Here is a 23,376-nt window from a genome sequence, read left to right on the forward strand (position 1 = left end):
GTGGACACCGCACTTATGGTTGCGCGGTGAGCAGAGACAAGTGGGCGCAGTGGCTGCTGACCCGCCGAGACGGCGACAGCGCCGCGCTGCGCGCCCGCAGCGCCCTCGATCTGGCGGCGTTCCGCGACGGTGTCCTCGACGGGGCCGAGTTGCGGCCCGACGACGTGGTGCTCGACGTCGGCTGCGGGACCGGGCTGATCGCGTTCGGGGCGCTCGACCGCCTCGGCCCGGCGGGCCGCGTCATCTTCAGCGACGTCTCGCGGGACCTGCTGGACGAGTGCCGGCGCCTCGCCGGCGGCGATGAGCGGTGCAGCTTCGTGCGGGCGCCGGCCGAGAATCTGGCCGGCATCCCGGACGCCTGCGTCGACGTCGTCACGACCCGGTCGGTGCTCATCTACTCCGACCGCAAGGCCGCCGCGTTCGCGGAGTTCTTCCGGGTGCTGCGGCCGGGTGGACGGCTGTCCATCTTCGAGCCCATCAACCGCTTCGTGGTACGGCACCGCCCCGACGACCTGTTCGGCCTGGGCGCCTCGCCGGTGGACGACCTGCTCGCCAAGGTGCGCGACGTCTACCGGGGCGCCACCGAGGAGGCCGAGCGGCCGATGATCGACTTCGACGAGCGGGACCTCGTCGACTGGGCGGTGACGGCGGGCTTCGCGGCGGTGGAACTGGACTACCGCGCCGAGTTGGACGTGCCGGCCGATCCGATCGCCGACTGGGAGACCCTCAAGCGGGTCGCGCCCAACCCCCTGGTCCCGACGTACGGTGAGGCGATCGCCGCGACGCTGACGGTCGGCGAGCGCGGGCGCCTCGACGCGTACATGACCGACCGGGCGGCGGCCGGCACGCCGACGCGCCGCACGATGGCCACGGCCTTCCTGCGGGCGCGCCGGCCCGCACGAGGCGACGGCCGGCCGCCGAACGCGGCATCATTCGCCTGACGCGCCGAGGAGCCCGCATGTCCACCACGCAAGGCACGGCCCCCGTAGGCGGGGACGGTACGGGGCCTTCTACGACGCAGCCAATCCCGCGCGGATCCGGCTGGTCTTCGAGGACAAAGTGGACTCACTCCCATAGCTGTCGGAACAGGGTGCGGGCGTCGGCTTCGGTGAGGGCGGAGATGTAGACCATGTCGCCGCTGAGCGGTTCGAGAAGGTCGGGTGCCTGCACCACCCGGCCCTGGACGTTGAAGGCGATCTGGCGTCCGGCGGACCGTGTGGTCCAGGCGGCGAAGGAGTCGCGGTCTGCCGGCGTGAGAGTCACCGCGACGGCGGCGTCGCCGGTCTGTTCCGGGATGAGCTCGACCCGTTCCGCCCTGGTCACGTCGAGGCCCGGGGCGAGGAAGTAGCACCAGTCCCCGCCGGCTCCCGGGCCGGGCACACCGCCCGCACCCGTGACGCACGCGGCCTTGTCTATCCGATCCACCACATGCACCGACACCGGGTTGCGGAGTTGCCGCGGCGGCGGTTGATCCTCATCTTTCGAGTCCGTGCAAGCGGCTGACCCGATGGCGACAGTGCTCGCGACAACGGCGACGATTGCTGCGGACCGCCAACGCTGATACCGCATGGTCATGAATTCGATGATGGCATCCGGGTGCACGCGCGCCCGCCAGCGATCAGGCGAGCGCTGCGAGCAGCGGTTCGGGGTCGGCGCCCCGGTGCAGGAGGGTGTCCACGGCGATGACCCGCGGTCCTTCCTTCTCGACCGCGGGCAGTTGCGCGAGATCGGCCCGGTCGAGGACGAACGTGGCGGCCACGTCCGCGTAGAAAGCCGCCACCCCGGTCGGGGTCGGGGCGAAACCGGCGGCCGTGAGCAGGCGGGCACGGCTGCGCGCGCGGGCCCGCTCGCCGGGGTCGGTGATCGGTACCGCGTCGACGATCGGGGTCACCACCACGGTCCGTTCCCGAACGCGCTTCAGCGCCTCGCGTACCCCGGCGAGGTGGAGGATCGGGCCGAGGCTGGCGATGGGATTGCTGGGGCCGATGACGACGGCGTCGGCCGACGCGATGTGCGCGAGGAGCCCGACGGCGGGTTCGGCGGGCGCCGGTCCCCGCAGGTACGTCCGGGCGACCTTCGGGTTCGCGTGCTCGCGGACGAGGAACTCCTGGTAGTGCAGGTCCCGCCCGTCGGCGGTCACCACCCGGGTGGTGAGCTCGGCGTCGGTCGCCGGGAGCGCCCGGCAGCCGATCCCGAACGCCCGGGCCAGATCCGTGGTGATCGCGCTGAGCGGGTGGCCCGCGCGTAGCCGCCCGGTCCGGTACAGGTGTACCGCCAGGTCCCGGTCGCCCAGGTTGAACCACTGGTCGCCGCCGATCTCGCGGAGCGTGTCCATGCAGCGCCAGGTCTCGTTCCGTACGCCCCAGCCGCGCTCGGTGTCCTGGCGGCCGGACAGCGCGTACAGCACCGTGTCCAGGTCGGGGCACACCCGCAGGCCGTGGATCCAGAGGTCCTCGCCGGTGTTGACGGCCAGCGTCAGGTCGATGTCGCCACCGCGGGCGAGAAGCGCCGTCCAGAGCCTGGACGCGCCGATGCCGCCACCCAGCCCGACGATCTTCACCAGCCGACGATAAGCCCGCGATCCGCGCCGGCCCGTTTCGTTGATGAGGCGTTGAGAAAGGGTTGAAGCCGGGGTGAGAACCGGCTCACACAATGGCCTGCGTGATGATCGTTCCGGCGCGGGGTAGCGACACGGTGGCCGGCGTGTTGGCGTCGCAGGCCGCCATCCGCCGGGACGCCCCCTTTCTGGTCTTCGAACGCGAACCGGGAGCGGTCGAGACGACGACCTGGTCCGAACAGGACACTCGCGCGCGGCGGACGGCCGCCGCCCTGTCCCGTCTCGGAGTCAACGCCGGCACCCGGTTCGGCGTGCACCTGGGCAACTGCCCGGACTTCTACGACATCTGGTTCGCCGCTGCCTATCTCGGCGCGGTCATCGTGCCGACGAATCCACAGTCCACTGTGGCCGAACTGCGCTACCTGCTCGGCCACTCCGGCTGCCGGATCGTGCTGACCGGATCCGATCTGGTGCCGGCCGTACGCGAGGCGGCCGCCGAGACGGTCGTCGACGTCACCACCGACTGGATCGGCGGCGTGGCACCGCGCCCGGGTCCGCCGGCCGCCGCCCCGGGCGACGTGCTCGGCGTGCTCTACACGTCGGGTACGACCAGCCGGCCCAAGGGCGTGCAGATCACGCACGCGGCGTACCTCGCCGTCGGCGACGCCGTGGCCGATCATGTCCGGCTGCGTCCCGACGACCGGTTCCTCGTCGTCCTGCCGCTCTTTCACGGGAACGCCCAGTACTACTGCTCGATGTCGGCGCTCGTCACCGGCGCGTCCATCGCGTTGGCGCCCCGGTTCAGCGCGAGCCGCTGGTCGGAGCAGGCCGCCGTGCTGGGCGCCACCGTCGCCAGCCTCTTCGCCGCGCCGATCCGGATGATCCTGGCCAGGAACGGGCTCTCGCACCACCACCGCCTACGGGCGACGCTGTTCGCGCAGAACGTCTCGCCGGAGCAGGCCGCCGAGTTCGAGCGCCGGTTCGCCACGCCCCTCGTGCAGCTGTACGGCATGACGGAAACCGTCATCCCACCGACGATCAATCCGCTGTACGGGCCGCGGAACCCGCTCAGCATCGGCCGCCCGCTGCCCGGTGCCCGGCTGCGGATCGTCGACGCCGGCGGGGCCGACGTCCCGGTGGGGGAGCCCGGCCAGCTGCTGGTCGGCGGGGACCCCGGTCGCACGTTGATGAGCGGCTATCTGGACGACCCGGCGGCGACCGAGGCCGCGCTGGCCGACGGCTGGCTGCGCACCGGCGACGTGGTCCGCGCCGACGCCGACGGCTTCCTGCACTTCGTCGACCGCGCCAAGGACATGATCAAGCGGTCCGGGGAGAACGTCGCGTGCGGGGAGATCGAGCGCGTGGTCGACCAGGTCGAGGGCGTCCTGGAGTCGGCCGCCGTCGGCGTACCCGACGCGATGCGCGACGAGGCGATCCACGTCTACGTCGTCCAGCGGCAGGGCGCCCACCTCGACCCGGCCGACGTGATCGCGCACTGCCGCCGGGAGCTGGCCAAGTTCAAGGTCCCCGATGAGGTGTACGTCGTCCCGGAGCTGCCCCGCACGTCCGTCGGGAAGATCCAGAAACACCTACTGCGAGGAGTGAAGAAATGACCATGGTGCATCCGGAGAAGGTGGCCGGGACGTCGTCGGCGCTGGGCCTGACGTTCAAGGAGGCCGTCGGCCAGCGCCGCTCGATCCGCTACTACAAGCCCTGGCAGCCGGTCGAGCGGGAGAAGGTCCAGAAGGTCCTGGAGGCGGCCCGGCTCCAGTCGTGCCACGGCAACGCCGGCCACGTCCGCAAGGCCGTCGTCGTCTACCGGGACGAGACCGACCCCGACGTCTTCGCCGGGCTCGTCGACGCCCTCTACAACCAGCCGCAGGCCGCGCAGGCGCCGGTGCACATCTACTGGACCATCGACATGGCCGGCTGGGAGCACCTGCGCGACAACCTGAAGGGCCTGATCGACGCCGGCGCGTTGACGTCCAGCTACGGCTGGAGCGAGCAGTTCATCGACGAGATCGTCCTCAAGACCGCCGACTTCAACGTCATGGCGGGGGAGCTGCGGTTCGCCGAGTGGCTGTCGGCCATCGAGACGGGCATCGCCATCGGCACCGCCCTGCTGGCCGCCCAGGACGAGGGCCTCGGCACGCAGCTGCTGACCGGCAAGCGCCAGCAGATGGCCGACCTGCTCGGGATTCCCGACACGGCCACCGTCGCGCAGATCCAGCTGCTCGGGTACGCCGCGGAGGGCACCGAGGCCGGCGGCCAACGCCCCCGGCCCGAGTTCGAGGACCTCTACTTCGACGGCCGCTGGGGCGAGGCGCTGTACCGGGATCCGGCGGTCGTGGCGGAGCTGGTCGACGCGGGCATGATCCGGCAGGCGGCGCCCTTGCCGTACCGGCGCCGGGAGATCCGGGCGCTCGCGGCGATGTTCGGCCTGCCGGACTGACCGTGCCCAGCCCCGATTTCGCCGCACACCGATCGGTCCAGCGGTACGCCGCGACGCTCACCGACCTCACGCTGGGGGAGCGCGGCGAACGGCTCGACCTGCTCGAGTCGTTCGCCGTGTACGTGGAGCGCGATCCGGACACGATGGTCGAGGAGATCTTCGACGAGGCGACCCGCAAGTACCGCAAGCGCGGGTTCTACACCAACGCGGCAAAGGCGTTCGCGGCGAGCCTGGGTGGCTCGCCCAACGCCCAGCTGCACCGCAGCAACGTCATCCGGGCCTTCTTCATCGCCAACGGGCGCCGCCTGCTGACCGAGCAACCGGCCTGGATGAGCTGACCACGATCGGGAAGAGCGCCATGGACGATCTGGCCCGGGCCGCCACGGCGGACCTCGTCGCGGCGGCGGGACGGCTGCGCGACACCACCTTCGGCACCCGCGTCACGTACTCGCCGAAGGTGTTCATCCCGCTGACCCGGCTGTGCCGCGACCGGTGCGGCTACTGCACGTACGCGACCGCGCCCCGCGCCCTGCCCAGCCCGTACCTGACACCCGAGGAGGTCCTGGCGATCGCGTCCCGGGGCGCGGAGGCGGGCTGCCACGAGGCGCTCTTCACGCTGGGCGAGAGCCCCGAAGCCCGGTACCCGCAGGCGCGGCAGTGGCTGGCGGGGCGCGGCTACGCCTCGACCGTCGACTACCTCGCGGCCATGTGCGAGCTGGTGGTCGCGCAGACGGGACTGCTCCCGCACACCAACGCGGGCGCGATCGCCGCCGGCGAGCTCGCCGCCCTGCGGCGGGTGTCGGCCTCGCAGGGGATGATGATCGAGTCGCTGGACCCCGACCTCGTGGCCCATCGCGGCGCACCGGACAAGCACCCGGCCCGCCGGCTGGCGACTCTCGAAGAAGCCGGCCGGCAGCGGATCCCGTTCACGACCGGCATCCTCGTCGGAATCGGCGAGACGGAGTCCGACCGGATCGCGGCGCTGTACGCCATCGCCGCCACGCATGCCCTGCAAGGCCACGTGCAGGAGGTCATCGTCCAGAACTTCCTCCCCAAGCCGGGCACCGCGATGCGGGGCGCACCGGCCTGCCCGCCGGAGGACCACGTCCGGGCCGTGGCGCTGGCCAGGCTCATCCTGCCCGCCGGCGTCCACGTCCAAGCGCCGCCGAACCTCACCGACCCGCAGGCGCTCGGCGCCCTGATCGCCGCCGGCATCGACGACTGGGGCGGGGTGTCGCCGGTGACGGCCGACCACGTCAACCCCGAGCGCCCCTGGCCCGCCATCGAACGCCTGCGCGAGGCCACCGAGCGGGCCGGCCACGTCCTCGCGTCCCGCCTGCCGATCTATCCCGAGTACGCCCGTGCCGCCGACCGGTGGCTCGACGAACGGATGCGGTTTCCCGTGCTCGACCGGTCCGACGCCGACGCGCTGGGCCGCGACGATCCGGGCGCGCACTGGCCCGAGCGGCACGCGGAAGCGAAGAACGTCGGCACCGGCGCCGAGGTCGTCCAGATCGGCCGCCGCTCCACCGCCTGGTACTCCGGCGCGGACACAGATCCAGTCGTGCTCGTACCGGGCCGGGCCGCCGTCTCGGGAAAGATCAGGGAGGTGCTCGGCGGGGTGCTGGCCGGGCAGGAGACCGGTCCGGACGAGTTGCTGGCGCTGTTCGGCGCGCGCGGTCCCGAGGTCGCCGCGGTGGCGGAGGTCGCCGACGAGCTGCGCCGCGCGTTGGTGGGGGAGGAGGTCACCTTCGTCGCCAACCGGAACATCAACTACACCAACGTCTGTACGTTCCGGTGCACGTTCTGCGGGTTCTCCAAGGGGCCGCTGTCGCTGAATCTGCGCGGCCGGCCGTACCTGCTGACGCTGGACGACATCGTCGGCCGGGCGGTCGAAGCCTGGGAGCTCGGCGTGACGGAGGTGTGTCTACAGGGCGGGATCCATCCGGATTTCGACGGCGAGTTCTACGTCGACGTCGCGCGGGCGATCCACGACGCCGTGCCGGGCCTGCACCTCCACGGGTTCACCGCGCTGGAGGTACGGGAGGGTGCCCGGCGCTCGGGCGAGTCGCTGGAGCGGTACCTGCGGCGGCTGCGGGCGGCCGGGCTGCGGTCGTTGCCGGGTACCGCCGCGGAGATCCTCGACGACGAGGTCCGTGCCGTGCTCTGCCCCGACAAGCTGGACACCGAGCAGTGGCTGGAGGTGCACCGCACCGCGCACGCGATCGGGCTGCGCAGCAACGTCACCATCATGTTCGGCTCGGTCGAGCAGCCGGTGCACTGGGTACGCCACCTGCTGCGGACCCGTGCGCTGCAGCGCGAGACCGGCGGGTTCACCGAGTTCGTCGGGCTGCCGTTCGTGCACATGGCCGCGCCGATCTACCTCAAGCGCCGCGCGCGCCGCGGACCGACCTGGCGCGAGACCCTGCTCATGCACGCCGTCGCCCGAATCGCGTACCGCGACGACATCCCCAACATCCAGGCGTCCTGGGTGAAGCTGGGCCCGGTCGGCGCGCGCCAGCTGCTCGACGCGGGCGTCAACGACCTCGGCGGGACGCTGATGGACGAGAACATCAGCCGAGCCGCGGGCGCCACCCACGGCCAGGGGCTGCGGCCCGCGGACTTCACGGCCATCGCCGCCGCCGTCGGCCGGCCGGTACGCCAACGCACCACCCTGTACGCCGAGGTCGCCGCCGATCACGTCGATCAAGGAGATGCCCGCCGATCAAGGGCGAATGGTCGTGGTTTGGAGATCAAAGCACGACCGTATGCCCTTGATCGACGCGGAATGCCTTGATCGACGCGACGCGGAAAGCCGGGGCGCGACGCGGAGAGCCGGGGCGCGTCTATGGGCGTTGGCCGACGAACTCGATCCCGAACGCGCTCATCCGGCGGTACAGGGTCGCCCGGCTGATCCCGAGGATGGCCGCGGCCCGTACCCGGTTGCCCTTGGTCTCCCAGAGCGTCTTGACGATCAGGTCGCACTCGGCGGCCTCCAGCCGGGACAGCCGCCGCCGGCTGGTGGCCGAGACGAAGCTCAGCGGCAGGTCGCCGGCTTCGATGTCGCCGACCGGGCGGCGCTTGAGCGCGGCACGCAGGACGGATTCGAGCTCGGCCACGTTGCCGGGCCAGTGGCCGCCGGCGATCAGGCGGGCCGCCTCCGCCGAGCAGCCCACCCGGCGGCCCGGTGCCAGCTTGCGCAGCAGCGCCTCGACCAGCGGCGGCAGGTCGCCGGTGCGGTGCCGCAGCGGGGGTACGGCGATCGCCGCGTCGAAGAGGTCGAGCAGGTCGTACGGCGGGATGGACTCCTCCATGGTCGCGGCGGCGACCATCCCGACGAGCCAGCGGCTCGGCGCGGGCTGGGCGAACGCGGCGCGGATCGCCGTCACGACGGCACGGTCGGCCCGGTCCAGGTGGCGCAGCACAACCGTGCCGTCCGCGTCGGCCAGCGCGGTCTGCAGGGCGTCCCACGGCGCGGCGGCCTCGGGTGCGCAGTCGACGACGGTGAACCGCTGGTGCGGCCGCTGCTCCCGATGGGCGGCGCGCACCAGGGCGTACTTGCCGGCCCCGGGCTCGCCGAGCACCAGCGCGGGCATCGACCGGGCGGCCGCGCGGCGCAGCGCGCCGCAGGCGTCGAGCCAGGCCGCGTCGGCGCCGGCCAGGCCGGGGAACGGGTGGGCGGGCGCCGCCGCGCCCGCGCCGCCCGTCCACTTGAGCTTGAGGTAGCTGACCTCCAGCACGACGCCGAACGACCGCCGCCCGCTCTGCACCGGAACGTAGTGCAGGCGAGACTCGCCGGCGCTGAGCAGCAGCCGCGTCTCGCCGCGCGCACCGCCGGCCAGCCCGGTGGCGAGCTGCTGCAGATGCTCCCGGTCGATCGCCGGGAGCCGGGTGGCGGCGGAGTTCGACATGATGAAGTCGCCCGACACGGCCAGGACCGGGTTGGCCGAGCGGGCGCAGGTCATTTGAAACTCGTTCAGCAGGGCGGTCGGGCCGGCGTACACCCGCTCCAGCAGCAGCCGCTCGATGCTCTGCGCGGCCTGGCTGGCCAGCACCCGCATGAGCTGGCTGGCCTCCTCGGCCAGGCAGGTGATGTCGAGGATCCCCTCGACCCGGTGGGTGAGCGGGTGGTGGATCGGCGAGCCCGCGCAGGCGAACGGCCGCAGCCGGTCGGTGAAGTGCTCGGCGCCGACGACGAGGGTGGACGCGCCGCTCTCCAGCGTCGTACCCACGCCGTTGGTGCCGGCGTGCCGCTCGGCGTAGCTGAATCCGGGCGCGAACCAGATCTGGTCGAGCTTGTCGCGCAGGTGGCTTTCGCCGACCCGGCGGTCGAGCAGCCGGCCGTTGGCGTCGGTGAGCACGACGCTGACCGCCATCCCGGACAGCTGGTCCTGCAGCCGGTCCAGGACCGGCTGGGCGCACGCCGCGAGGCTGCCGTCGAAGTCGAGGTCCGGGTCGTACGGGATGTCGAACCGGTCGGCCGGCACGCCCGCCGTCACGGACCGTCGCCACGAGGCGAGGATGTGTGTACGCACGGTGGCGTCCGGGCTGTCGCCCTGGAGGAACTTCTCCCGGGCGCGCTCGACGTGGTTAGAGTCCATCCGCACCACCACCTCGCGGTTTCCCGTTAACGATACGATGCGGCGCGGTTTCCGGAAGGCGCGAGCTGTCTCAACCTGGAACAGCCAGCACCGGCGCCATCGCCTGTCATGGGCGTATGACGCAGACCATCCCGTACGCGCGTCCCTTGCTGCACGAGTTCGCGAACGAGTTCAGCGTCCTGTACGGCACGGCCGAGCTGTTCGCGGCGGTGCCGGGCCTGTCCGAGCAGCAACACCGCGACGTGGCCGTCATGCTGGACGCGCTGCGGAACCTGGCGGCGCTGCTGGAACGCGTCGAGCCCGAGCCCGACCCGTACCGGCTGACGGCCGAGCTGGTGCACGAGTTGCGTACCCCGCTGCACGCGCTGCTCGGGTTCGCGGAGATGCTGCTGGTCGGCGAGGCGCGGGGGACTGCCTGCTCGGCGTCGTGACCGCCGGCCGGCACATGGCCAGCCTGCTGGACGGGGTCAGGGAGCCCACGCGGGTGTCGGCGGGCGCGGTCGTGGCCCAGGCCGTGCTGCTGATCTCGGCGGAGGCCCAGGCGGCGGACGTGCGGGTCGGGCTGGACCGCGGGACCGGGGACGACGCCGTCCGCGCCGATCCGCTGCGGCTGCGCCAGGCGGTGCTCAACCTGCTCACCAACGCCATCCACTGCGGCCCGCCGGACAGCGAGGTGAGCGTCGCGGTGAGCCGGGACGCGGACACCGTCACGGTCGCGGTGCGGGACCAGGGCCCGGGGCTGACGGCCGGCCAGATCGCGGCGCTGATGCGCACCCGCAGCGGCGAACGCGCCCACGGGCTCGGCTTGCCGATCACCTGCGAGCTGGTCGCGGCCCTGTCCGGACGGCTGCGCGTCGAGAGCACGCCCGGTCGGGGTTCGTGCTTCTCGATCGAGCTTGCGGCGTACCCGGGCTAGCGGCGGATGGCTCGCATCCTCGTCGTGGAGGACGACGACCGGGTCCGCGCGCTGCTGACACGGCAGCTCGGCGTGCTGGGACACGAGGTGTACGCGGTGGCGGACGTGGCGGCCGCGCTCGACAGCGCGTGGGCGGCGGATCTCGCCATCGTCCACATCGGAGTGCCGGGCGGCGGCTGGACACGCCTGCCCGTCCCGATCGTGGCGACCTCGGGCGGACCGCGGGACGCGCCGGTCCCGCCCGAGGCCACCGCGCTGCTCCGCAAGCCGTACACGCTGGCGGAGCTGGCGGAGGTGATCGAACGTGTGCTTGTTCGATGACCTAGAAGGGGTTTCTGCTTCCCATGGGCGCCGCTGCCGGCGCCGCCTCCATCACGGTGATGGCGACGATCGTGACGCCCGCCAGGGACGCCCGCGGCACGTCCTGCTGCGCGACCTTCTGGCCGTCGAGGGCGACCCGGATCCAGCGGCTGGGCTCACCGGCTTCGGTGGACAGCCGCCACATCAGCTCCGGGTACGCGGCGGCCAGGTGCGCCCACAGCTCGCCGACCGTGGCGCCCTCGCCGTCGACGACCCGCCGCCCACCGGTACACCACGCCATGCCATGCGGTACTTGCACTGTGACCGTCATCGCTCAGTGCCAGACCGCGTCCTGGTTGCGGATCCGGTCGGTGATGTAGCCGGGCACGTAGAACTTGTCGTAGTACGCCGCGTCCACGTTGTGCAGCTGGATCATGAAGTTGCACTGCATCGCGCTGAAGTTGACCGGGTACCGGCCGTACTTCTCCACGTTGTGCTTCAGGTCGCGCTTGACGGCCTCGATGGTCCAGTCCTCGTACCGCAGCCGAGGGTTGCCCCGGAAACTGCTCAACTGCTCCCGTTTGAAGGGCAGCTCGTCGAGCTCGGAGCCGGACGCCCCGCCCTTGCCGAAGAAGTCGCCCTTCTTCCCGTACCGGTAGTCGACGACCGCGTCGACGAGCTCGTCGATGCTGTTCCACCACGGCGCCGGGTACGCCCAGCTCTCGAACACACCTTCGCGGCCGATCGAGTAGCGCTGGCCGTTGACCTCGTTGTACGCGAAGCCCAGCCCGTTCGCGATCTCGGGCAGGCTGCCGAGCACCAGGTCCTCGGCGAAGCCGCAGAAGTTCCAGTAGCCCAGGCCCAGCGCCTCGGCGGCGAGCTTCGCGTTGGCGATCGCGTGCCCGACGACGTAGTCGCTGGCCTGCAGGCACAGCTCCTCGAACTTCTTGTGCGGGTACGGGAGCGTGAGCTTGGTGTGCTCGCGCAGGAAGTCCGCGCCCACGTTGGGCTCGCCGTCGTCGTCGACGATGTACCAGCCGGCCCACTCGTAGAAGGTCAGCAGCAGGTTGATCTGTTCGAGCGCGATCTCGCCGACCGGGAGGATGATCGTGGTGCCGGGTTTGTTGAAGTTCCACTGCCAGGCGCCCATGAGCCGGTTCGGTACGCCCCAGGACAGGTCGATGCGGCGGTCGGAGAGCTGGATCAGCCCGTCCCGGTACCACTGAAGGATCTTGTAGTAGTCGTCCGGTCCCTCGATCTCGACCGGCTTGTCCCGCTTGCGGGTGGGCTTCCAGAAGAACGTGCCCCGGTCGTTGACCACGAAGAAGTGCACCTGCGAGTCGTTGCAGGGGCCGGGGATCGTACGGCCGGACACGCACAGGAACGTCGCCATGTCCACGCCGCAGGGCAGGTCCATGACGATCTGGCCGTTCGGCCCGCCCGCCGCCCACAGCACCAGGGCCTCCTGGACCTCGGTCAGCGGCGTCGGGTCCGCCTGGGACTTGTACTTGAATTCGCCCTCGGGAAGGAACTGGGGCAGCCCGGTGGCCGGGTGGATCTCCTCCTCGCCGGTCTCGTAGGTGAAGCCGCGGCCGAATCGGCGGGTGCGCAGCTGGGACAGCAACTGGAACACCGGCGGGGTGTTCTGGAACGCGCGGGTCAGGTCCTCCTGCTCCTTGGTGGTGGGGTGGACCCTGCCGTTGGTCTTGACGTCATAGGTGATCGCCGGCATCTGACTGCCTCCTCGGGTACGGGTGGGCGACGCGGTTCAGCGTGGGACCGCTTTCTCGGGGGCAGCTGACGCCGGCAACAACATCCGATCAACGCGTCGAGCCGTTGATCGGCCATTGAGAGGACGGTGAGCGAGGCGTGAGAACCGCGGCGCAGGCTCAGCCCATGACGGAGACCGAGGGCAGGCGGGTCCTCGTCGTCGACGACGACGAGCGGATCCGCGCGCTCGTCGAACGCGCGCTGCGCGAGGCGGGCTTCGAGACCCGGACCGCCGGCGACGGCCGGGACGCCCTGGCCATCGCCTGGGAGCGGCAGGTGGACCTCGTCGTGCTCGACATCGGCCTGCCCACGGTCGACGGGCTGGACGTGCTGCACCGCCTACGCGCGGACAGCCAGATCCCGGTGATCCTGCTGACCGGGCGGGCCGGCGAGACCGACCGGGTCGTCGGCCTCGAGCTGGGCGCCGACGACTACGTCGTCAAGCCCTTCTCGCCCCGGGAGCTCGTGGCCAGGGTCCGGACCATCCTGCGGCGCAGTCGCGGCGGCGACCACTTCAAGATTGTGTACGGCCAGCTCGTGATCGACCTCGACGCGCGCGAGGTGTCGCTGCACGGTGCCCCGGTCGAGCTCGCCGCCAAGGAGCTGGACCTGCTGGTCTGTCTCGCGAGCGCGCCGCGGATCGTGCTGTCCCGCCGCAAGCTGCTGCAGAGCGTCTGGCACGACACGTCCGGCTGGACCTCGGAGTCCACCGTCACCGAGCACGTCTACCGCCTCCGCAACAAGATCGAGGAAGACCCGCGGAAGCCGCGCTGGATCCGTACCGTCCGCGGCGCCGGCTACCGCTTCGAGCCGAGGGAGGCACAGCGATGACCTTCGCCAACCGGTTCCGCGACGCGATGGCGGCGTACCCGTCCGGCGTCACGATCATGACCACCGCGGACCGGGCCGGAAAACCCTGGGGCTTCACCGCCAGTTCCTTCTGCTCTTTGTCTTTGGACCCGCCGCTGGTCCTGGTCTGCCTGGCCAAGAGCGCGACGTGCCACCCGGCGTTCCAGCAGAGCGACGACTGGACCATCCAGATCCTCGCCCCGCGCCACCTGGCCCTGGCGACCAGGCTCGCCACCCGGGGCGGCGACAAGTTCGCCGGCGGCGAGTTCACATCGGACAGTCGCGGAGTGCCCGTCCTGCCGGACGCGCCGGTCACCCTGAGCTGCGCGGCCCACGCCCGCTACGACGGCGGCGACCACAGCATCCTGGTCGCCCGGGTACGCGACGTGGCCGTCCAGGACGACCATCCCCTGCTCTACTTCCGGCGCGCCTTCCACCCGCTGGCGGCGGCATGAGCGTCAGCACCGTGCCGGACCGCCGCTGGCTGACCTCGGCGATCGCGCTGTCCCGGCTCGCGCCGCCGTCGCGGGCGCGCTACGCCGTCGGGGCGATCGTCGTCGACCACGGCGGCGTCGTGCTGGCCGCCGGCCACACCGGTGAGAGCGATCCGCACGATCACGCGGAGGAGGTCGCACTGGCGAAACTGGCCGGCCGATGCGACCTTTCCCGAGCGACGCTCTACAGCTCGTTGGAACCCTGCACTGCCCGCCGATCGCGGCCGCTGACCTGTGCCGGCGCGATCCTCGCCGCGGGCATCCGGCGCGTGGTGTTCGCGATGCGCGAGCCGCCGCTGCTCGCCGACTGCCACGGCGCCGAAATACTGCGCCGCGGCGGGCTGGACGTCGTCGAGGTCGGCGACCTGGCGTACCTCGTCGCCGAGATCAACAACGACGTCCTCGGCGTCACGGCGGTGGGATGTACGCCGCGATGTGCTCCCACGCGTCCGGGCACTCATCGAACGGCAGCGGGCACGACAGGGCCTGCTCGATAAGCACCTTCGCCGCGGTCGCTCGCGCGATGCGGTCCTCCAGCATGGCCACGTGCCGTCGCAGTATCTCGGGGTGGTCCCGCGGACTGCCGGCGCCCAACAGCGTGCGCAGGTCGCGCAGGCCGAACCCGGCATCCTTGCCCAGCAGGATCATCGCGACACGCACCACGTCGGCCTCGCCGTAGCGGCGTTGCCCGCCGCTGTCACGGTCGGGCGCCAGCAGGCCCATGGCCTCCCAATGCCGCAGCACGTGCGGGGCGAGCCCGAACCGCTGAGCCAGCTCCCCGATGGTCAAGGCAGCGACTGACGTCATGCGCCCATTAAAGCGCCCCGAGCGTGTAGACCTGAGTCGTGCACCTTCGCCATCTCGCGCTGCCCGTGCGCGACTACGAACGCAGCCTCGGGTTCTACACGAAGTACTTCGGGTTCGACGCGACAACCGCGCAGTCGTACCCGGACGGCACCGTGATCGTTCGCAACGCCGATGGGTTCGACCTGGCGCTGCACCCGGACGCCGAGGTGAGCGTGCCGTCGGGCTTCCTGCACTTCGGGTTCGCCATGGCCGACGCGGATGCGGTCCGGGTCCTATGTGCACGGTTGGAGGCCGACGGTGTGGCGGTTGTCGAACGGGATGACGAGCCAGCCCTCGTGTCGTTCAAGTGCCTCGACCCGGACGGCTGGCGCGTGGAGGTCTACTGGGAGTCCGCAGTGACCGTCATCGACAAGATCGCCTTACATCCCGGGCGGCAAACGAGAGCCTGGTGAGGGCGATCTGGACACCCTGGTGCGCGAGGTCCGGGAGGAACTCAGCGTCACCGTCGCCGCGGACAGCGCCGAACGCGTCGGCACCTTCCACGCCCAGGCTCACGGACACCCTGACGGAACGCTGGTGCGCATGACCTGCTACACCGCCGGATACCACGGTGTCTTGCGGCGGACAGCGAGAAAAACCGGTTGCGCCCGCCGGCAGGGGCCTGGCAAGCTGGCGCGACGTCGATCGGGGACCGGCTGCGTGCCGGTCGAGCGGAGGGAGGCGAGCCGAGTGTTGAAGCCCGCTGTGGGCGCGATGCCGCCTGCCCTTCCCGCTTTCGTCCCGAGGAGCACCATCCGTGCGCGACTTCGAGCCGCGACGCCGTGGCAAACGGCGTTTTGACGACGACGATTCATCACACTTCGACAAGCGCCACCCAGGCCGTTCCACGCTGCCCAGCGAGGACGCCCTAGACGCCGTCGACGGTCTGCCGGAAGGCGACCGCTGGTCCACCTGGGACCAGTCCACGGCCGGGCAGCGCGGGCCACGACCACACCCCGACTGGCTGGTGACCGCGCTCGCCGCCGTCGACACCGAACTGGGCGTGCTGAAGACCGGCAAGGAGGCCGACGTCTTCCTGCTGCGGCGGGGCGTCCCGCACACCGAGGAGTCGTGCCTGCTCGCGGCGAAACGCTACCGCAGCGCCGAACACCGGCTCTTCCACCGCGACGCCGGCTACCTGGAGGGGCGTCGGGTCAAGGAGTCCCGAACGAACCGGGCGATGGCGAACCGTACCGCGTTCGGCCGGCAGGTGGTCGCCGCGCAATGGGCGGACGCCGAGTTCGCCACGCTGTGCCGGCTGTACGAGGCGGGCATGCCGGTGCCGTACCCGGTGCAGATCCTCGGCACCGAGGTCCTGCTGGAGTTCATCGGCGAGCCCGATGGCACGGCGGCGCCCCGGCTGGCCGAGATCCGCACCCGGGGAGCCGACCTGGCCCCGCTGTGGGACCAGGTCGTGGAGATGCTCGCGACGCTGGCCCGCTTCGGGCTGGCCCACGGTGACCTGTCCGCCTACAACCTGCTGGTCCACCGCGGCCGGGTCGTCATGATCGACTTGCCGCAGGTGGTCGACGTCGTGGCGAATCCCCGCGGCGGGTACTTCCTGGATCGCGACGCGCTGAACGTGGGCAAGTGGTTCGCCGGGCACGACCTGACCGGGGAACGGTGGCGCCCGAGGAGCTACCCGCGCTGCTCCGAAAGGAGGCCGGTCTCGCCTGAGCGAGTCCGCCCCGCCCTGCCCCGCGCCTGTCGATCAAGGGCAAACGGCCGTGGTTTGACCTCCGATCCACGACCGTTTGCCCTTGATCGGCGCGAAAGTCCTTGATCGGCGGCGGCGGCGACTCCTGATTAGCGACCGCCGGCCGCGGTGCGGCCCGGCCAGTCGGCGTACTTGATCTCGCCGATCCTCGCCTCGCCGACCGGTACGAGCGTCCCTTCCTCCAGCTCGGCGCCGAAGTAGTGCGCGTGCGGGTCGGTCACCACCTCGCGCGGGTCGCCCCAACCGGCCAGGGCGTCCCGGAAGAACTCGTCCATCCGGAACCGCTCGGGCCCGGCCACGTCGACCCGGCCGTTCAACGGCGTGCCCACCGAGACCCGGCCGACCGCCTGGGCGACCTCGTCGCCCGCGATGGGCTGGAAGAGCACCGGCGCCATCCGGACCGTGTCGCCGTCCGTGGCAGCGTCGGCGATACTGCGGACGAACTCGAAGAACTGCGTCGCATGCACGATCGAGAACGGGATCGGCGAGTCCTCGATCAGCTTCTCCTGGGCGATCTTCGCCTGGAAGTAGCCGCTGCCGGGCAGCCGCTCGGTCCCCACCACCGACAGCGCGACGTGGTGGCCCACCCCGGCCGCCGCCTCGGCCGCGAGCAGGTTTCGGGTGGAGGTCTGGAAGAACTCCAGCACCGCGGCGGCCTCGAAGGACGGCGAGTTCGACACGTCGACCACCACCGACGCGCCCGCCAACGCCTCGGGCAGGCCCTCACCGGTGAGGGTGTTGACGCCGGTGTTCGGCGACGCCGCGACCGCCTCGTGGCCGTGCTCGCCGAGCTTGGCCACGAGCTTCGAGCCGATCAGGCCGGTGCCGCCGATAACCACGATCTTCATGACAAGCCCTCCTGTACGCCGGGGCATTGGTTGCCGTCCGGTCACCAGCTAAGACCGGGCAGCCCGGCGGCCTGTGACGGCTCCGGCGAAATCTCTTCGAGAATCCGCTTAGCGGAAGGCGGGGAGGTGCTCGTCGACCCACTGCTCGAAGGTGCGGGCCGGCTGGCCGGTCACTCGCTCGGCATCGCTGACCGCGGCCGGATCGGCGACGGCGCCGGCCCAGAAGTCGAGCAGCGAGGTGACGAACTCGGCCGGCATGTACCGGGCCATCTTTTCCTCGGCCTCGACGCGGGTCAGTTCGTGGATGGCGATGTCGCGGCCGAGCCGGTCCGCGATGACGCCGATCTGCTCGCGCAGGCTTATCGACCGCGGTCCGGTGAGCGTGATGGCCTGGCCGACGAGGCGGTCCTCGGTGAGTGCGACGACCGCGACGTCGGCGATGTCGTCCTCGTGGACCGGCGCCACGTTGGCGTCTGGATATGCCTGCTCGATCGGCTCGCCGGACCGGATGGCGTGGCTCCAGCCGAACGCGTTGCTGGCGAAGGCGTCAGGTCGCAGGATCGTGACCGGGACGGTGGACGCCAGCAGTGCGCGCTCGACCAGGACGTGGTGGCGGCCGAGCGGGTCCCGCAGCGCGGTGGGGGACAGCGCCGCCGAGCTCGACAGCAGCACGATGTGCTTGACGCCGGCGGCTTCGGCGGCGCGGACCAACTCGTCGATACCCTCGGGCTCCGCGTAGAGGAACACGCGGTCCATGCCGCGCAGGGCGGCGCCGAATGTGTCGGGCTTGGTCAGGTCGAGCAGGGCGGTTTCGACACCGTCGGGCGCGTGCAGGCGCTCCGGTACGCGGCTCGACGCGCGTAGGGCGTGGCCGGCGGCGTGTAGACGTTTCAGGACGCCGTCGCCGATCTTGCCGCGTGCGCCGGTGATGAGGATGGTCATGAGTCTCCTCGAACGAGATATGTGCATGACATCATGCATGTGTTTGCAAGTTAGCACATGCCTGGTGTCCGTCAAACGTTTAAGATCGCCCCATGGCACCGAGGCAGAAGACGGCCGGCCTGCTGGACGCGGTCGGTCCGGCGTTCTCGCGACTGCGTCGCAGCGTGCTGCTCGACGTGGAGAACCCGGTCCCGGCCAAGGACCTCACCCGCACGCTCGTGCTCAACATCGTCGAGGACGGTGCAGACGGGGAGGTCACCGTCGGCGTGGTGGCCGAGCGGCTCGCGGTCGACCCGTCGGTCGCCAGCCGCATGGTCACCGACTGCATCGGCGCCGGCTACCTGGTCCGGGCCGCGTCGCAGCGCGACGGGCGACGCACCGTCCTGCGGCTCAGTCCCGAGGGCGCCGCGACGCTGGAACGCTTCCGGCAGCACCAGCGGGTCGCGTTCGAGTACATCACCCGCGACTGGCCGGAGCAGGAGCGGCTGGAGTTCGCCCGGCTGCTGCTGAAGTACGTCGACGCGATCGACGCGCTACGGGCGCCGGCTTGACGTGACGGCACGCCGCCCAAGGTCCGCTCGCATGATCCAGGTCGAGGCCGTGCCCTCGCCGGTCACCGCTCCGGTACGGGGGTCGAACGAGCGCCACCGGTGTTCATGCGGGCGGACCGACTCGTATCCCAGCTTGCGGTAGAAGGCGATCGCACCGAGGTTGTCGGTGTCGACGTCCAAGCTGATCGTGTGGACGCCACGGGCGGTGCAGGCCGCCTCGGCGGCCGCGACGAGTGCGCGCCCGATCCCGTGCCGGCGGGCCGGGGCGAGCACGGCCAGGCCGTACAGCCAGGGGTTGGGTGTGTCGCAGCCGTGCTGCCAGCGGACGCTCACCGCCCCGACGACGCCGTCGACCACGGCCACCAGCATGTCTTCGGCGCCCCGTTCGGCGGCCTGCAGGCGTACCTCGGCGACGTCGCGGGTGGGTGTCAGCGCGGACACGCTGTCCAGGTCCGGCCGGCTCACCGGGCGGATCAACACGGCGTCCCGCCGTGCAGGGTGTAGAGGGTGAGCGCGGCGACCGACGGCGCGTCGACGATGTCGCCGGCGAGCACCATGTCCCTCAGTTCCGCGTCGGAGCCGTCGAGTCGTCGGACCTTGTCCTCGCGCACGGTCATCCACGGGTTGGTGTAGACGATGCGGCTGCTCAGGCGCTCCATCGGTCGATCATGGCACAAGGATTTGTGCGTCGATCAAGGGCGAAGGGTCGTGGTTTGGAGATCGAAGCACGGCCGTTCGCCCTTGATCGGCGGGAAAGTCCTTGATCGGCGGGAAAGTCCTTGATCGGCGCGCGGCGCGGCGCAAGCGGCGCGCGGACCCGGGCGCCCCTGGGCTAACGGCGGGTGCGTTGGTTGGTGTGCTTGCGGGCGGCGAACTCGTACGCCTCGGCGATCAGCGTGCGGACGGTGTTCAGGGTCGCGGCGCCGGGGTTGACCACGCACACCCAGTGCTGGGAGCCGTAGACGGGGTGCGGCATGAGCGTGTCCTGCGCCGCGTAGTCGTACCCCGTCTCCAGCACGCCGTCGGCGTCGCGCTGGGTTGGTGCGGCGCCGAAGCGGGCGGTGTAGGTGGCCTTGGTCAGGCCGATGTTGATGCGGTAGGTGTCCGGCCGGTCCAGGTGGGAGACGGTGTCGTGGCGGTCGCCGGTCACGATGGTCACGAACGGGAACTGGCGCTCGGGCGGCAGGTCGCAGTCCGGGTCGTACAAAAAGTAGGTGTCGCCGTCTTTCTCGATGGCGCTGACCCCGTCGAACGACGCGGCGACGTAGTGGCTCATTTCTGTGGCATCCATGTCTCAATTTTCTCATTCAATCGCTATTAGCGACTTTGCGCGAGAACGGCGGCAACTTTCCGAGTGAACCCTCAAATAGGGTGGCAAGGTGGGCGAGCGGCGGTGGCGGGTGGTGGACCTGGCCGACTTGGCCGGGGTGAGCGAGCAGCAGGTGCGCAACTACCTCGCCGCCGGGCTGCTGCCGCCGGCCGGGCGGGCCGCCAACAACTACCGGGTCCTGACCGACCAGCACGCCGACGCGGTGCGCACCGTGCGCGCCCTCGCCGCCGGCCACGGTTGGCAGCGCGCCCGCGCGATCCTCACCGCCGTGCACGGCGGTGACCTCGCCGCGGCCCTGGCGCAGGTCGACGACAGCCACGCCGAGCTGGCCCGCGAACGTGCCACGATCGCCGCTGCCACGCGCGCGTTCGCCCAGGTGGCCGCCGCGCCGGCGCCGGTCCTGCGGCGCCAGGCCCGCATCGGCCAGGTCGCCGCCGACGTCGGCGTCCGCACCCCGGTCCTGCGCCTGTGGGAACGCCGAGGGCTGCTGCAACCGCAGCGCGACCGGGCGACCGGGTACCGGCTGTACGGTCCGACCGAGCAGCGCGCGGCCCACCTGGTCGCGGTCTTGCGCGCCGGCGGGTTCGCCTTCGCGATCATCGATGCCGCCATCGCCACGATGCGCGCGGACGGCGGCGTGGAGCACGCCCTCGCGCACCTTGCCCGCCGTGACGAGCAGGTCCGCCAGCTCAGCCTGCGCCGGCTGTGGGCCTCGGCCGCTCTGCAGGAGTACCTGGCGGCCTACTACGCGGGTACGTAGAGACGGCGCGTATCGCCCGCGCCGGTCGTCACTATCGTGCAGAATCGGGCGGAGACAACCGTTAGGAGTGGAAATGTCCAAGATTTTGCGACGCGTGGCCGCGCCGCTGCTCGCGCTGGGACTGCTCGGCGCCTCGGTCGCCCCGGCCGTCGCCGCGCCCCGGGCCGACAAGGTCATCGTCCTGCCAGGCGCGACGTCCGCCGAGGGCATCGCCGCCGGCAAGGGCTCGACCTTCTACGCCGGCGACCTGTTCGCCGGCGACATCTTCCGCGGCGACATCCGCCGCGGCACCGCGGAACTCTTCATCGACGTCCCGACCGGCCGGCAGGCCGTCGGCATGTACGCCGACGTGCGCCACGACCTGCTCTTCGTCGCCGGCGGGTTCACCGGCCAGGCGTACGTCTACAACACCCGCACCGGCGCGACCGTCGCCACGTACCAATTCGGCCCCGCCAACACCAGCCTCATCAACGACGTGACCGTCACCCGGGGCGGCGCCTGGTTCACCAACACCTTCAAGGCGGAGCTCTACTTCGTACCGGTCGACAAGCACGGGAAGCTGGGGGCGTTCAGCACGCTGGCCGTCACCGGCCCGGCCAGCGACACCAGCGGGGAGTTCAACCTGAACGGGATCGTGGCCACCCCCGACGGCAAGACCCTGATCGTGGCCCACACGGCGCACGCCCGCCTCTACACCGTCGACCCGGTCACCGGCGCCAGCGCCGAGATCGCGGGCGTCGACGTACCCAATGTGGACGGCATCGTGCTCGACGGCCGGCGGCTGTGGGCGGTGCAGAACTTCAGCAACCAGATCTCCCGCTTCCAGCTCAGCGGCGACCTGACCCAGGGCACGCTGACCAAGGTGATCACCAGCCCGAACTTCGCCATCCCGACCACGGCGGCGCTGTTCGGCTACAAGCTCGCCGCCGTCAACGCGCACTTCGACACCGGCATCCCGCCGACCTCGCCGACGTACGAGGTGGTCGTCGTCAACTCCTGAGCACGAGCGTCGTCAGCGACCGGGCGGGCAACCGCACCGGGAGCAGGCGCGTTCCGCGTGACCGCACGTCCGAGACCCGCTCCACGGAGTGGGTCTCGTCGGTCAGGTACGTGGTCGCGTGGCGGATCCGCGTGTCGGTGGCGAACGAGGTGCTCACCTCGGCCGTCCCGGTGTTCAGCAGCTCGACGACCATCGAGCCGTCGTGGTTGCGGAACGCGGTCGCCTTCACCAGCGGGTCCGCCACCTGCGCGGGTACGCGTACCGCGCCGGGCCGGATGAACCGGGAGTACGCGGCGAACGCCCACAGCCGCTTGGACGCGCGGTAACCGTCGCCGGAGTTGGGCAGCTGGATGAACGCCCGGGTGGTGCCCAGCGACATGCCGACCCAGTAGACGTACGCGTTGGCCTGCGCGTCGGCGAACGTCTGGTGGATGCTCTCCGCGAGGGTGATGCCGGCCCAGCCGCTGCCGTCGTCCCACGCCTCGTTCCAGGTGTTGCCGGTCGGGTTCCACTCCGTCATCCACGTCGGTTTGTCGGTGGGCAGCGGCGTGTCCGGCCGGCTCGCGTACATGTGGCCGGCGTGCGTGGCGACGTACCGCCTGGCGATCGGATCGGCCTCGATGGCGGCGGTGTACGGCGCCTGGTGGTGCCAGCCGAAGGAGTCGCAGCACACGAGTTCGGTGCCCAGCCCGCTGCGGCGCAGCGTCGGGCCGAGCACCTTGACGAAGTCGGCGGCCTGCTCGGGGGTGAAGCGCATCGAGGCGTACGAGGCGGTCCAGTCGGGCTCGTTGGTGAAGCCGACGTCCGTGATGCGGATGCCCTCCTGGCGGTAGAAGCGCAGGTACTGCACCAGGTAGTTGGCGTACGCCTGGCGCCAGTCGCCGCTCGCGCACGAGGTGCCGGGCACCCCGCACAGCTCCCCGCCCTGGATGTCGGTGCCGTTGGTCTTCATGAACCCGGGTGCGCTCCACGCGTCGGCGAAGAACCGGCGCACCCCGTACTTCTGCGCCTCCTTGAGGAACCACACCTGGGCGCCGTCGTTGCCGTCCCAGACGTACGCCGGGGTGGCGTCCGGGCCGCCCGGGTCGGTGGGCAGGATCGTCTTCATGTGGTCGTAGACCTCGTCCGTCGACGAGCCGATGCCGGTGCGGACGATCGAGGCCCCGGCCCCGGTCTCGCGGTCGAAGAGCAGATCCAGCACGGCCCGGGTGCTCTCCGGGGACAGGCCGCGGTCGCCGCGCAGGATCGTGGCGCGCTGGAACGCCGCGGCGAAGCCGAGGCCGTCGATCGATTGCAGCCGCTGCTGGAAGCTGATCGTGTTGCCGGTGCCGGCCGCGTCCGCGCCGGCAGGGCTGGGAGCGATGGCGAGCACGGTGGCCGAGACCACCGCGCAGGCGAGCGCCTTGCGTGGCTTCATGGGGCTCCTCGAGCGCGGCGAGCTTC

Annotated in this window: 27 protein-coding genes and 2 pseudogenes; 17 read left to right on the plus strand and 12 right to left on the minus strand. The window is 71.2% G+C overall.

Features of this window, described 5'->3' with window-relative positions; translation table 11 throughout:
• Positions 1-26 precede the first annotated feature (26 nt).
• A complete protein-coding gene (locus tag Prum_RS41360) occupies positions 27-941 on the plus strand; it encodes a class I SAM-dependent methyltransferase (protein WP_173082557.1) in 915 nt (304 codons plus the stop codon).
• A 124-nt stretch (positions 942-1,065) separates the two neighbouring features.
• Here Prum_RS41360 and Prum_RS41365 read toward each other — a convergent pair whose 3' ends face one another.
• Together Prum_RS41365 and cofD are read right to left on the minus strand one after the other, a co-directional pair.
• A complete protein-coding gene (locus tag Prum_RS41365) occupies positions 1,066-1,425 on the minus strand; it encodes a SecDF P1 head subdomain-containing protein (protein ID WP_173082559.1) in 360 nt (119 codons plus the stop codon).
• A 193-nt stretch (positions 1,426-1,618) separates the two neighbouring features.
• Positions 1,619-2,560: a 2-phospho-L-lactate transferase gene (gene cofD, locus Prum_RS41370; RefSeq protein WP_218577610.1), complete on the minus strand. Its 942-nt coding sequence runs from the start codon at positions 2,558-2,560 to the stop codon at positions 1,619-1,621.
• A gap of 104 nt (positions 2,561-2,664) precedes the next feature.
• Here cofD and Prum_RS41375 point away from each other — a divergent pair, with 104 nt between their 5' ends.
• Genes Prum_RS41375 through Prum_RS41390 form a run of 4 tightly spaced genes read left to right on the plus strand, consistent with a single transcriptional unit; the run spans position 2,665 to position 7,806 of the window.
• Positions 2,665-4,170, plus strand: a complete 1,506-nt coding sequence (locus Prum_RS41375; RefSeq protein WP_173084747.1) for a class I adenylate-forming enzyme family protein — start codon at positions 2,665-2,667, stop codon at positions 4,168-4,170.
• Entirely contained in the window at positions 4,167-5,009 is an 843-nt protein-coding gene (locus Prum_RS41380) for a nitroreductase family protein (RefSeq protein ID WP_173082561.1), read from the plus strand. The genes Prum_RS41375 and Prum_RS41380 overlap by 4 nt, the downstream gene beginning before the upstream one ends.
• A 2-nt stretch (positions 5,010-5,011) precedes the next feature.
• Positions 5,012-5,347, plus strand: coding sequence for a hypothetical protein (locus Prum_RS41385; protein WP_173082563.1), 336 nt, complete (start codon positions 5,012-5,014; stop codon positions 5,345-5,347).
• 20 nt (positions 5,348-5,367) lie between these two features.
• Positions 5,368-7,806: a bifunctional FO biosynthesis protein CofGH gene (locus Prum_RS41390; RefSeq protein ID WP_173082565.1), complete on the plus strand. Its 2,439-nt coding sequence runs from the start codon at positions 5,368-5,370 to the stop codon at positions 7,804-7,806.
• Positions 7,807-7,855: 49 nt separating this feature from the next.
• Here the strand turns inward: Prum_RS41390 and Prum_RS41395 are convergent, their stop codons facing one another.
• Positions 7,856-9,610, minus strand: a complete 1,755-nt coding sequence (locus tag Prum_RS41395) for a sigma-54-dependent Fis family transcriptional regulator (RefSeq protein WP_173082567.1) — start codon at positions 9,608-9,610, stop codon at positions 7,856-7,858.
• Between the two features lie 116 nt (positions 9,611-9,726).
• Here Prum_RS41395 and Prum_RS41400 point away from each other — a divergent pair, with 116 nt between their 5' ends.
• From Prum_RS41400 to Prum_RS41410, 3 genes are read left to right on the plus strand one after another with little or no spacing between them, the layout of a single operon-like run.
• Entirely contained in the window at positions 9,727-10,041 is a 315-nt protein-coding gene (locus Prum_RS41400; protein ID WP_173082569.1) for a histidine kinase dimerization/phospho-acceptor domain-containing protein, read from the plus strand.
• Positions 10,038-10,526, plus strand: coding sequence for a sensor histidine kinase (locus Prum_RS41405; RefSeq protein WP_173082571.1), 489 nt, complete (start codon positions 10,038-10,040; stop codon positions 10,524-10,526). Before Prum_RS41400 ends, Prum_RS41405 begins: the two co-directional genes overlap by 4 nt.
• A 6-nt stretch (positions 10,527-10,532) precedes the next feature.
• A complete protein-coding gene (locus Prum_RS41410; RefSeq protein WP_173082573.1) occupies positions 10,533-10,847 on the plus strand; it encodes a response regulator in 315 nt (104 codons plus the stop codon).
• Between the two features lies 1 nt (position 10,848).
• On the opposite strand, the gene Prum_RS41415 is transcribed toward Prum_RS41410, so the two are convergent.
• Entirely contained in the window at positions 10,849-11,127 is a 279-nt protein-coding gene (locus Prum_RS41415; protein ID WP_173082575.1) for a MoaD/ThiS family protein, read from the minus strand.
• A gap of 33 nt (positions 11,128-11,160) precedes the next feature.
• On the minus strand, positions 11,161-12,558 hold the full coding sequence (locus Prum_RS41420) for a hypothetical protein (RefSeq protein ID WP_173082577.1): 1,398 nt from the start codon (positions 12,556-12,558) through the stop codon (positions 11,161-11,163).
• Positions 12,559-12,722: 164 nt separating this feature from the next.
• On the opposite strand from Prum_RS41420, the gene Prum_RS41425 reads away from it, so the two are divergent.
• Genes Prum_RS41425 through Prum_RS41435 form a run of 3 tightly spaced genes read left to right on the plus strand, consistent with a single transcriptional unit; the run spans position 12,723 to position 14,436 of the window.
• Positions 12,723-13,427: a response regulator transcription factor gene (locus Prum_RS41425; protein ID WP_173082579.1), complete on the plus strand. Its 705-nt coding sequence runs from the start codon at positions 12,723-12,725 to the stop codon at positions 13,425-13,427.
• Entirely contained in the window at positions 13,424-13,900 is a 477-nt protein-coding gene (locus Prum_RS41430; protein ID WP_173082581.1) for a flavin reductase family protein, read from the plus strand. The genes Prum_RS41425 and Prum_RS41430 overlap by 4 nt, the downstream gene beginning before the upstream one ends.
• On the plus strand, positions 13,897-14,436 hold the full coding sequence (locus tag Prum_RS41435; protein ID WP_173082583.1) for a deaminase: 540 nt from the start codon (positions 13,897-13,899) through the stop codon (positions 14,434-14,436). The genes Prum_RS41430 and Prum_RS41435 overlap by 4 nt, the downstream gene beginning before the upstream one ends.
• On the opposite strand, the gene Prum_RS41440 is transcribed toward Prum_RS41435, so the two are convergent.
• Positions 14,348-14,746, minus strand: coding sequence for a MerR family transcriptional regulator (locus Prum_RS41440; protein WP_173082585.1), 399 nt, complete (start codon positions 14,744-14,746; stop codon positions 14,348-14,350). The two genes, Prum_RS41435 and Prum_RS41440, sit on opposite strands and share 89 nt — an antisense overlap.
• A gap of 38 nt (positions 14,747-14,784) precedes the next feature.
• Between Prum_RS41440 and Prum_RS41445 the strand changes: the two genes are divergently transcribed.
• The 3 genes and pseudogenes from Prum_RS41445 (at position 14,785) to Prum_RS41455 (ending at position 16,462) form a co-directional block, all read left to right on the plus strand.
• Positions 14,785-15,198, plus strand: coding sequence for a VOC family protein (locus Prum_RS41445; protein ID WP_173082587.1), 414 nt, complete (start codon positions 14,785-14,787; stop codon positions 15,196-15,198).
• Positions 15,167-15,367 (plus strand): annotated as a pseudogene (locus Prum_RS52860) (NUDIX hydrolase); the annotation flags it as partial. The gene Prum_RS41445 and the pseudogene Prum_RS52860, both read left to right, overlap by 32 nt.
• Positions 15,368-15,542: 175 nt before the next feature.
• A pseudogene (locus tag Prum_RS41455) lies at positions 15,543-16,462 on the plus strand (serine protein kinase RIO).
• Positions 16,463-16,591: 129 nt separating this feature from the next.
• Here the strand turns inward: Prum_RS41455 and Prum_RS41460 are convergent.
• Positions 16,592-17,350, minus strand: coding sequence for an SDR family oxidoreductase (locus tag Prum_RS41460; RefSeq protein ID WP_173082591.1), 759 nt, complete (start codon positions 17,348-17,350; stop codon positions 16,592-16,594).
• A gap of 108 nt (positions 17,351-17,458) precedes the next feature.
• Positions 17,459-18,292 (minus strand): NAD(P)H-binding protein, encoded by an 834-nt coding sequence (locus Prum_RS41465; protein ID WP_173082594.1) that lies wholly within the window; start codon positions 18,290-18,292, stop codon positions 17,459-17,461.
• A 92-nt stretch (positions 18,293-18,384) separates the two neighbouring features.
• Between Prum_RS41465 and Prum_RS41470 the strand changes: the two genes are divergently transcribed.
• Complete coding sequence (locus Prum_RS41470) at positions 18,385-18,843, plus strand: MarR family winged helix-turn-helix transcriptional regulator (RefSeq protein ID WP_173082596.1); 459 nt, start codon at positions 18,385-18,387, stop codon at positions 18,841-18,843.
• Here Prum_RS41470 and Prum_RS41475 read toward each other — a convergent pair.
• From Prum_RS41475 to Prum_RS41485, 3 genes are all read right to left on the minus strand, one after another.
• Positions 18,826-19,308 (minus strand): GNAT family N-acetyltransferase, encoded by a 483-nt coding sequence (locus Prum_RS41475; protein ID WP_218577612.1) that lies wholly within the window; start codon positions 19,306-19,308, stop codon positions 18,826-18,828. The two genes, Prum_RS41470 and Prum_RS41475, sit on opposite strands and share 18 nt — an antisense overlap.
• 8 nt (positions 19,309-19,316) lie before the next feature.
• A complete protein-coding gene (locus Prum_RS50235) occupies positions 19,317-19,502 on the minus strand; it encodes a hypothetical protein (RefSeq protein WP_218577613.1) in 186 nt (61 codons plus the stop codon).
• Between the two features lie 173 nt (positions 19,503-19,675).
• Positions 19,676-20,134 carry a DUF6194 family protein gene (locus Prum_RS41485; RefSeq protein ID WP_173082598.1) on the minus strand — a complete coding sequence of 153 codons (459 nt, stop codon included), beginning with the start codon at positions 20,132-20,134 and terminating at the stop codon, positions 19,676-19,678.
• Between the two features lie 88 nt (positions 20,135-20,222).
• Here Prum_RS41485 and Prum_RS41490 point away from each other — a divergent pair, with 88 nt between their 5' ends.
• On the plus strand, positions 20,223-20,933 hold the full coding sequence (locus Prum_RS41490) for a MerR family DNA-binding transcriptional regulator (RefSeq protein ID WP_173082600.1): 711 nt from the start codon (positions 20,223-20,225) through the stop codon (positions 20,931-20,933).
• Between the two features lie 73 nt (positions 20,934-21,006).
• Positions 21,007-21,933, plus strand: a complete 927-nt coding sequence (locus Prum_RS41495) for an SMP-30/gluconolactonase/LRE family protein (protein WP_173082602.1) — start codon at positions 21,007-21,009, stop codon at positions 21,931-21,933.
• Here the strand turns inward: Prum_RS41495 and Prum_RS41500 are convergent.
• Positions 21,923-23,350: a glycoside hydrolase family 30 protein gene (locus Prum_RS41500; RefSeq protein ID WP_173082604.1), complete on the minus strand. Its 1,428-nt coding sequence runs from the start codon at positions 23,348-23,350 to the stop codon at positions 21,923-21,925. The genes Prum_RS41495 and Prum_RS41500 overlap by 11 nt on opposite strands.
• Between the last annotated feature and the right edge of the window lie 26 nt (positions 23,351-23,376).

The sequence above is a fragment of the Phytohabitans rumicis genome (assembly GCF_011764445.1).
GTDB lineage: Bacteria > Actinomycetota > Actinomycetes > Mycobacteriales > Micromonosporaceae > Phytohabitans > Phytohabitans rumicis.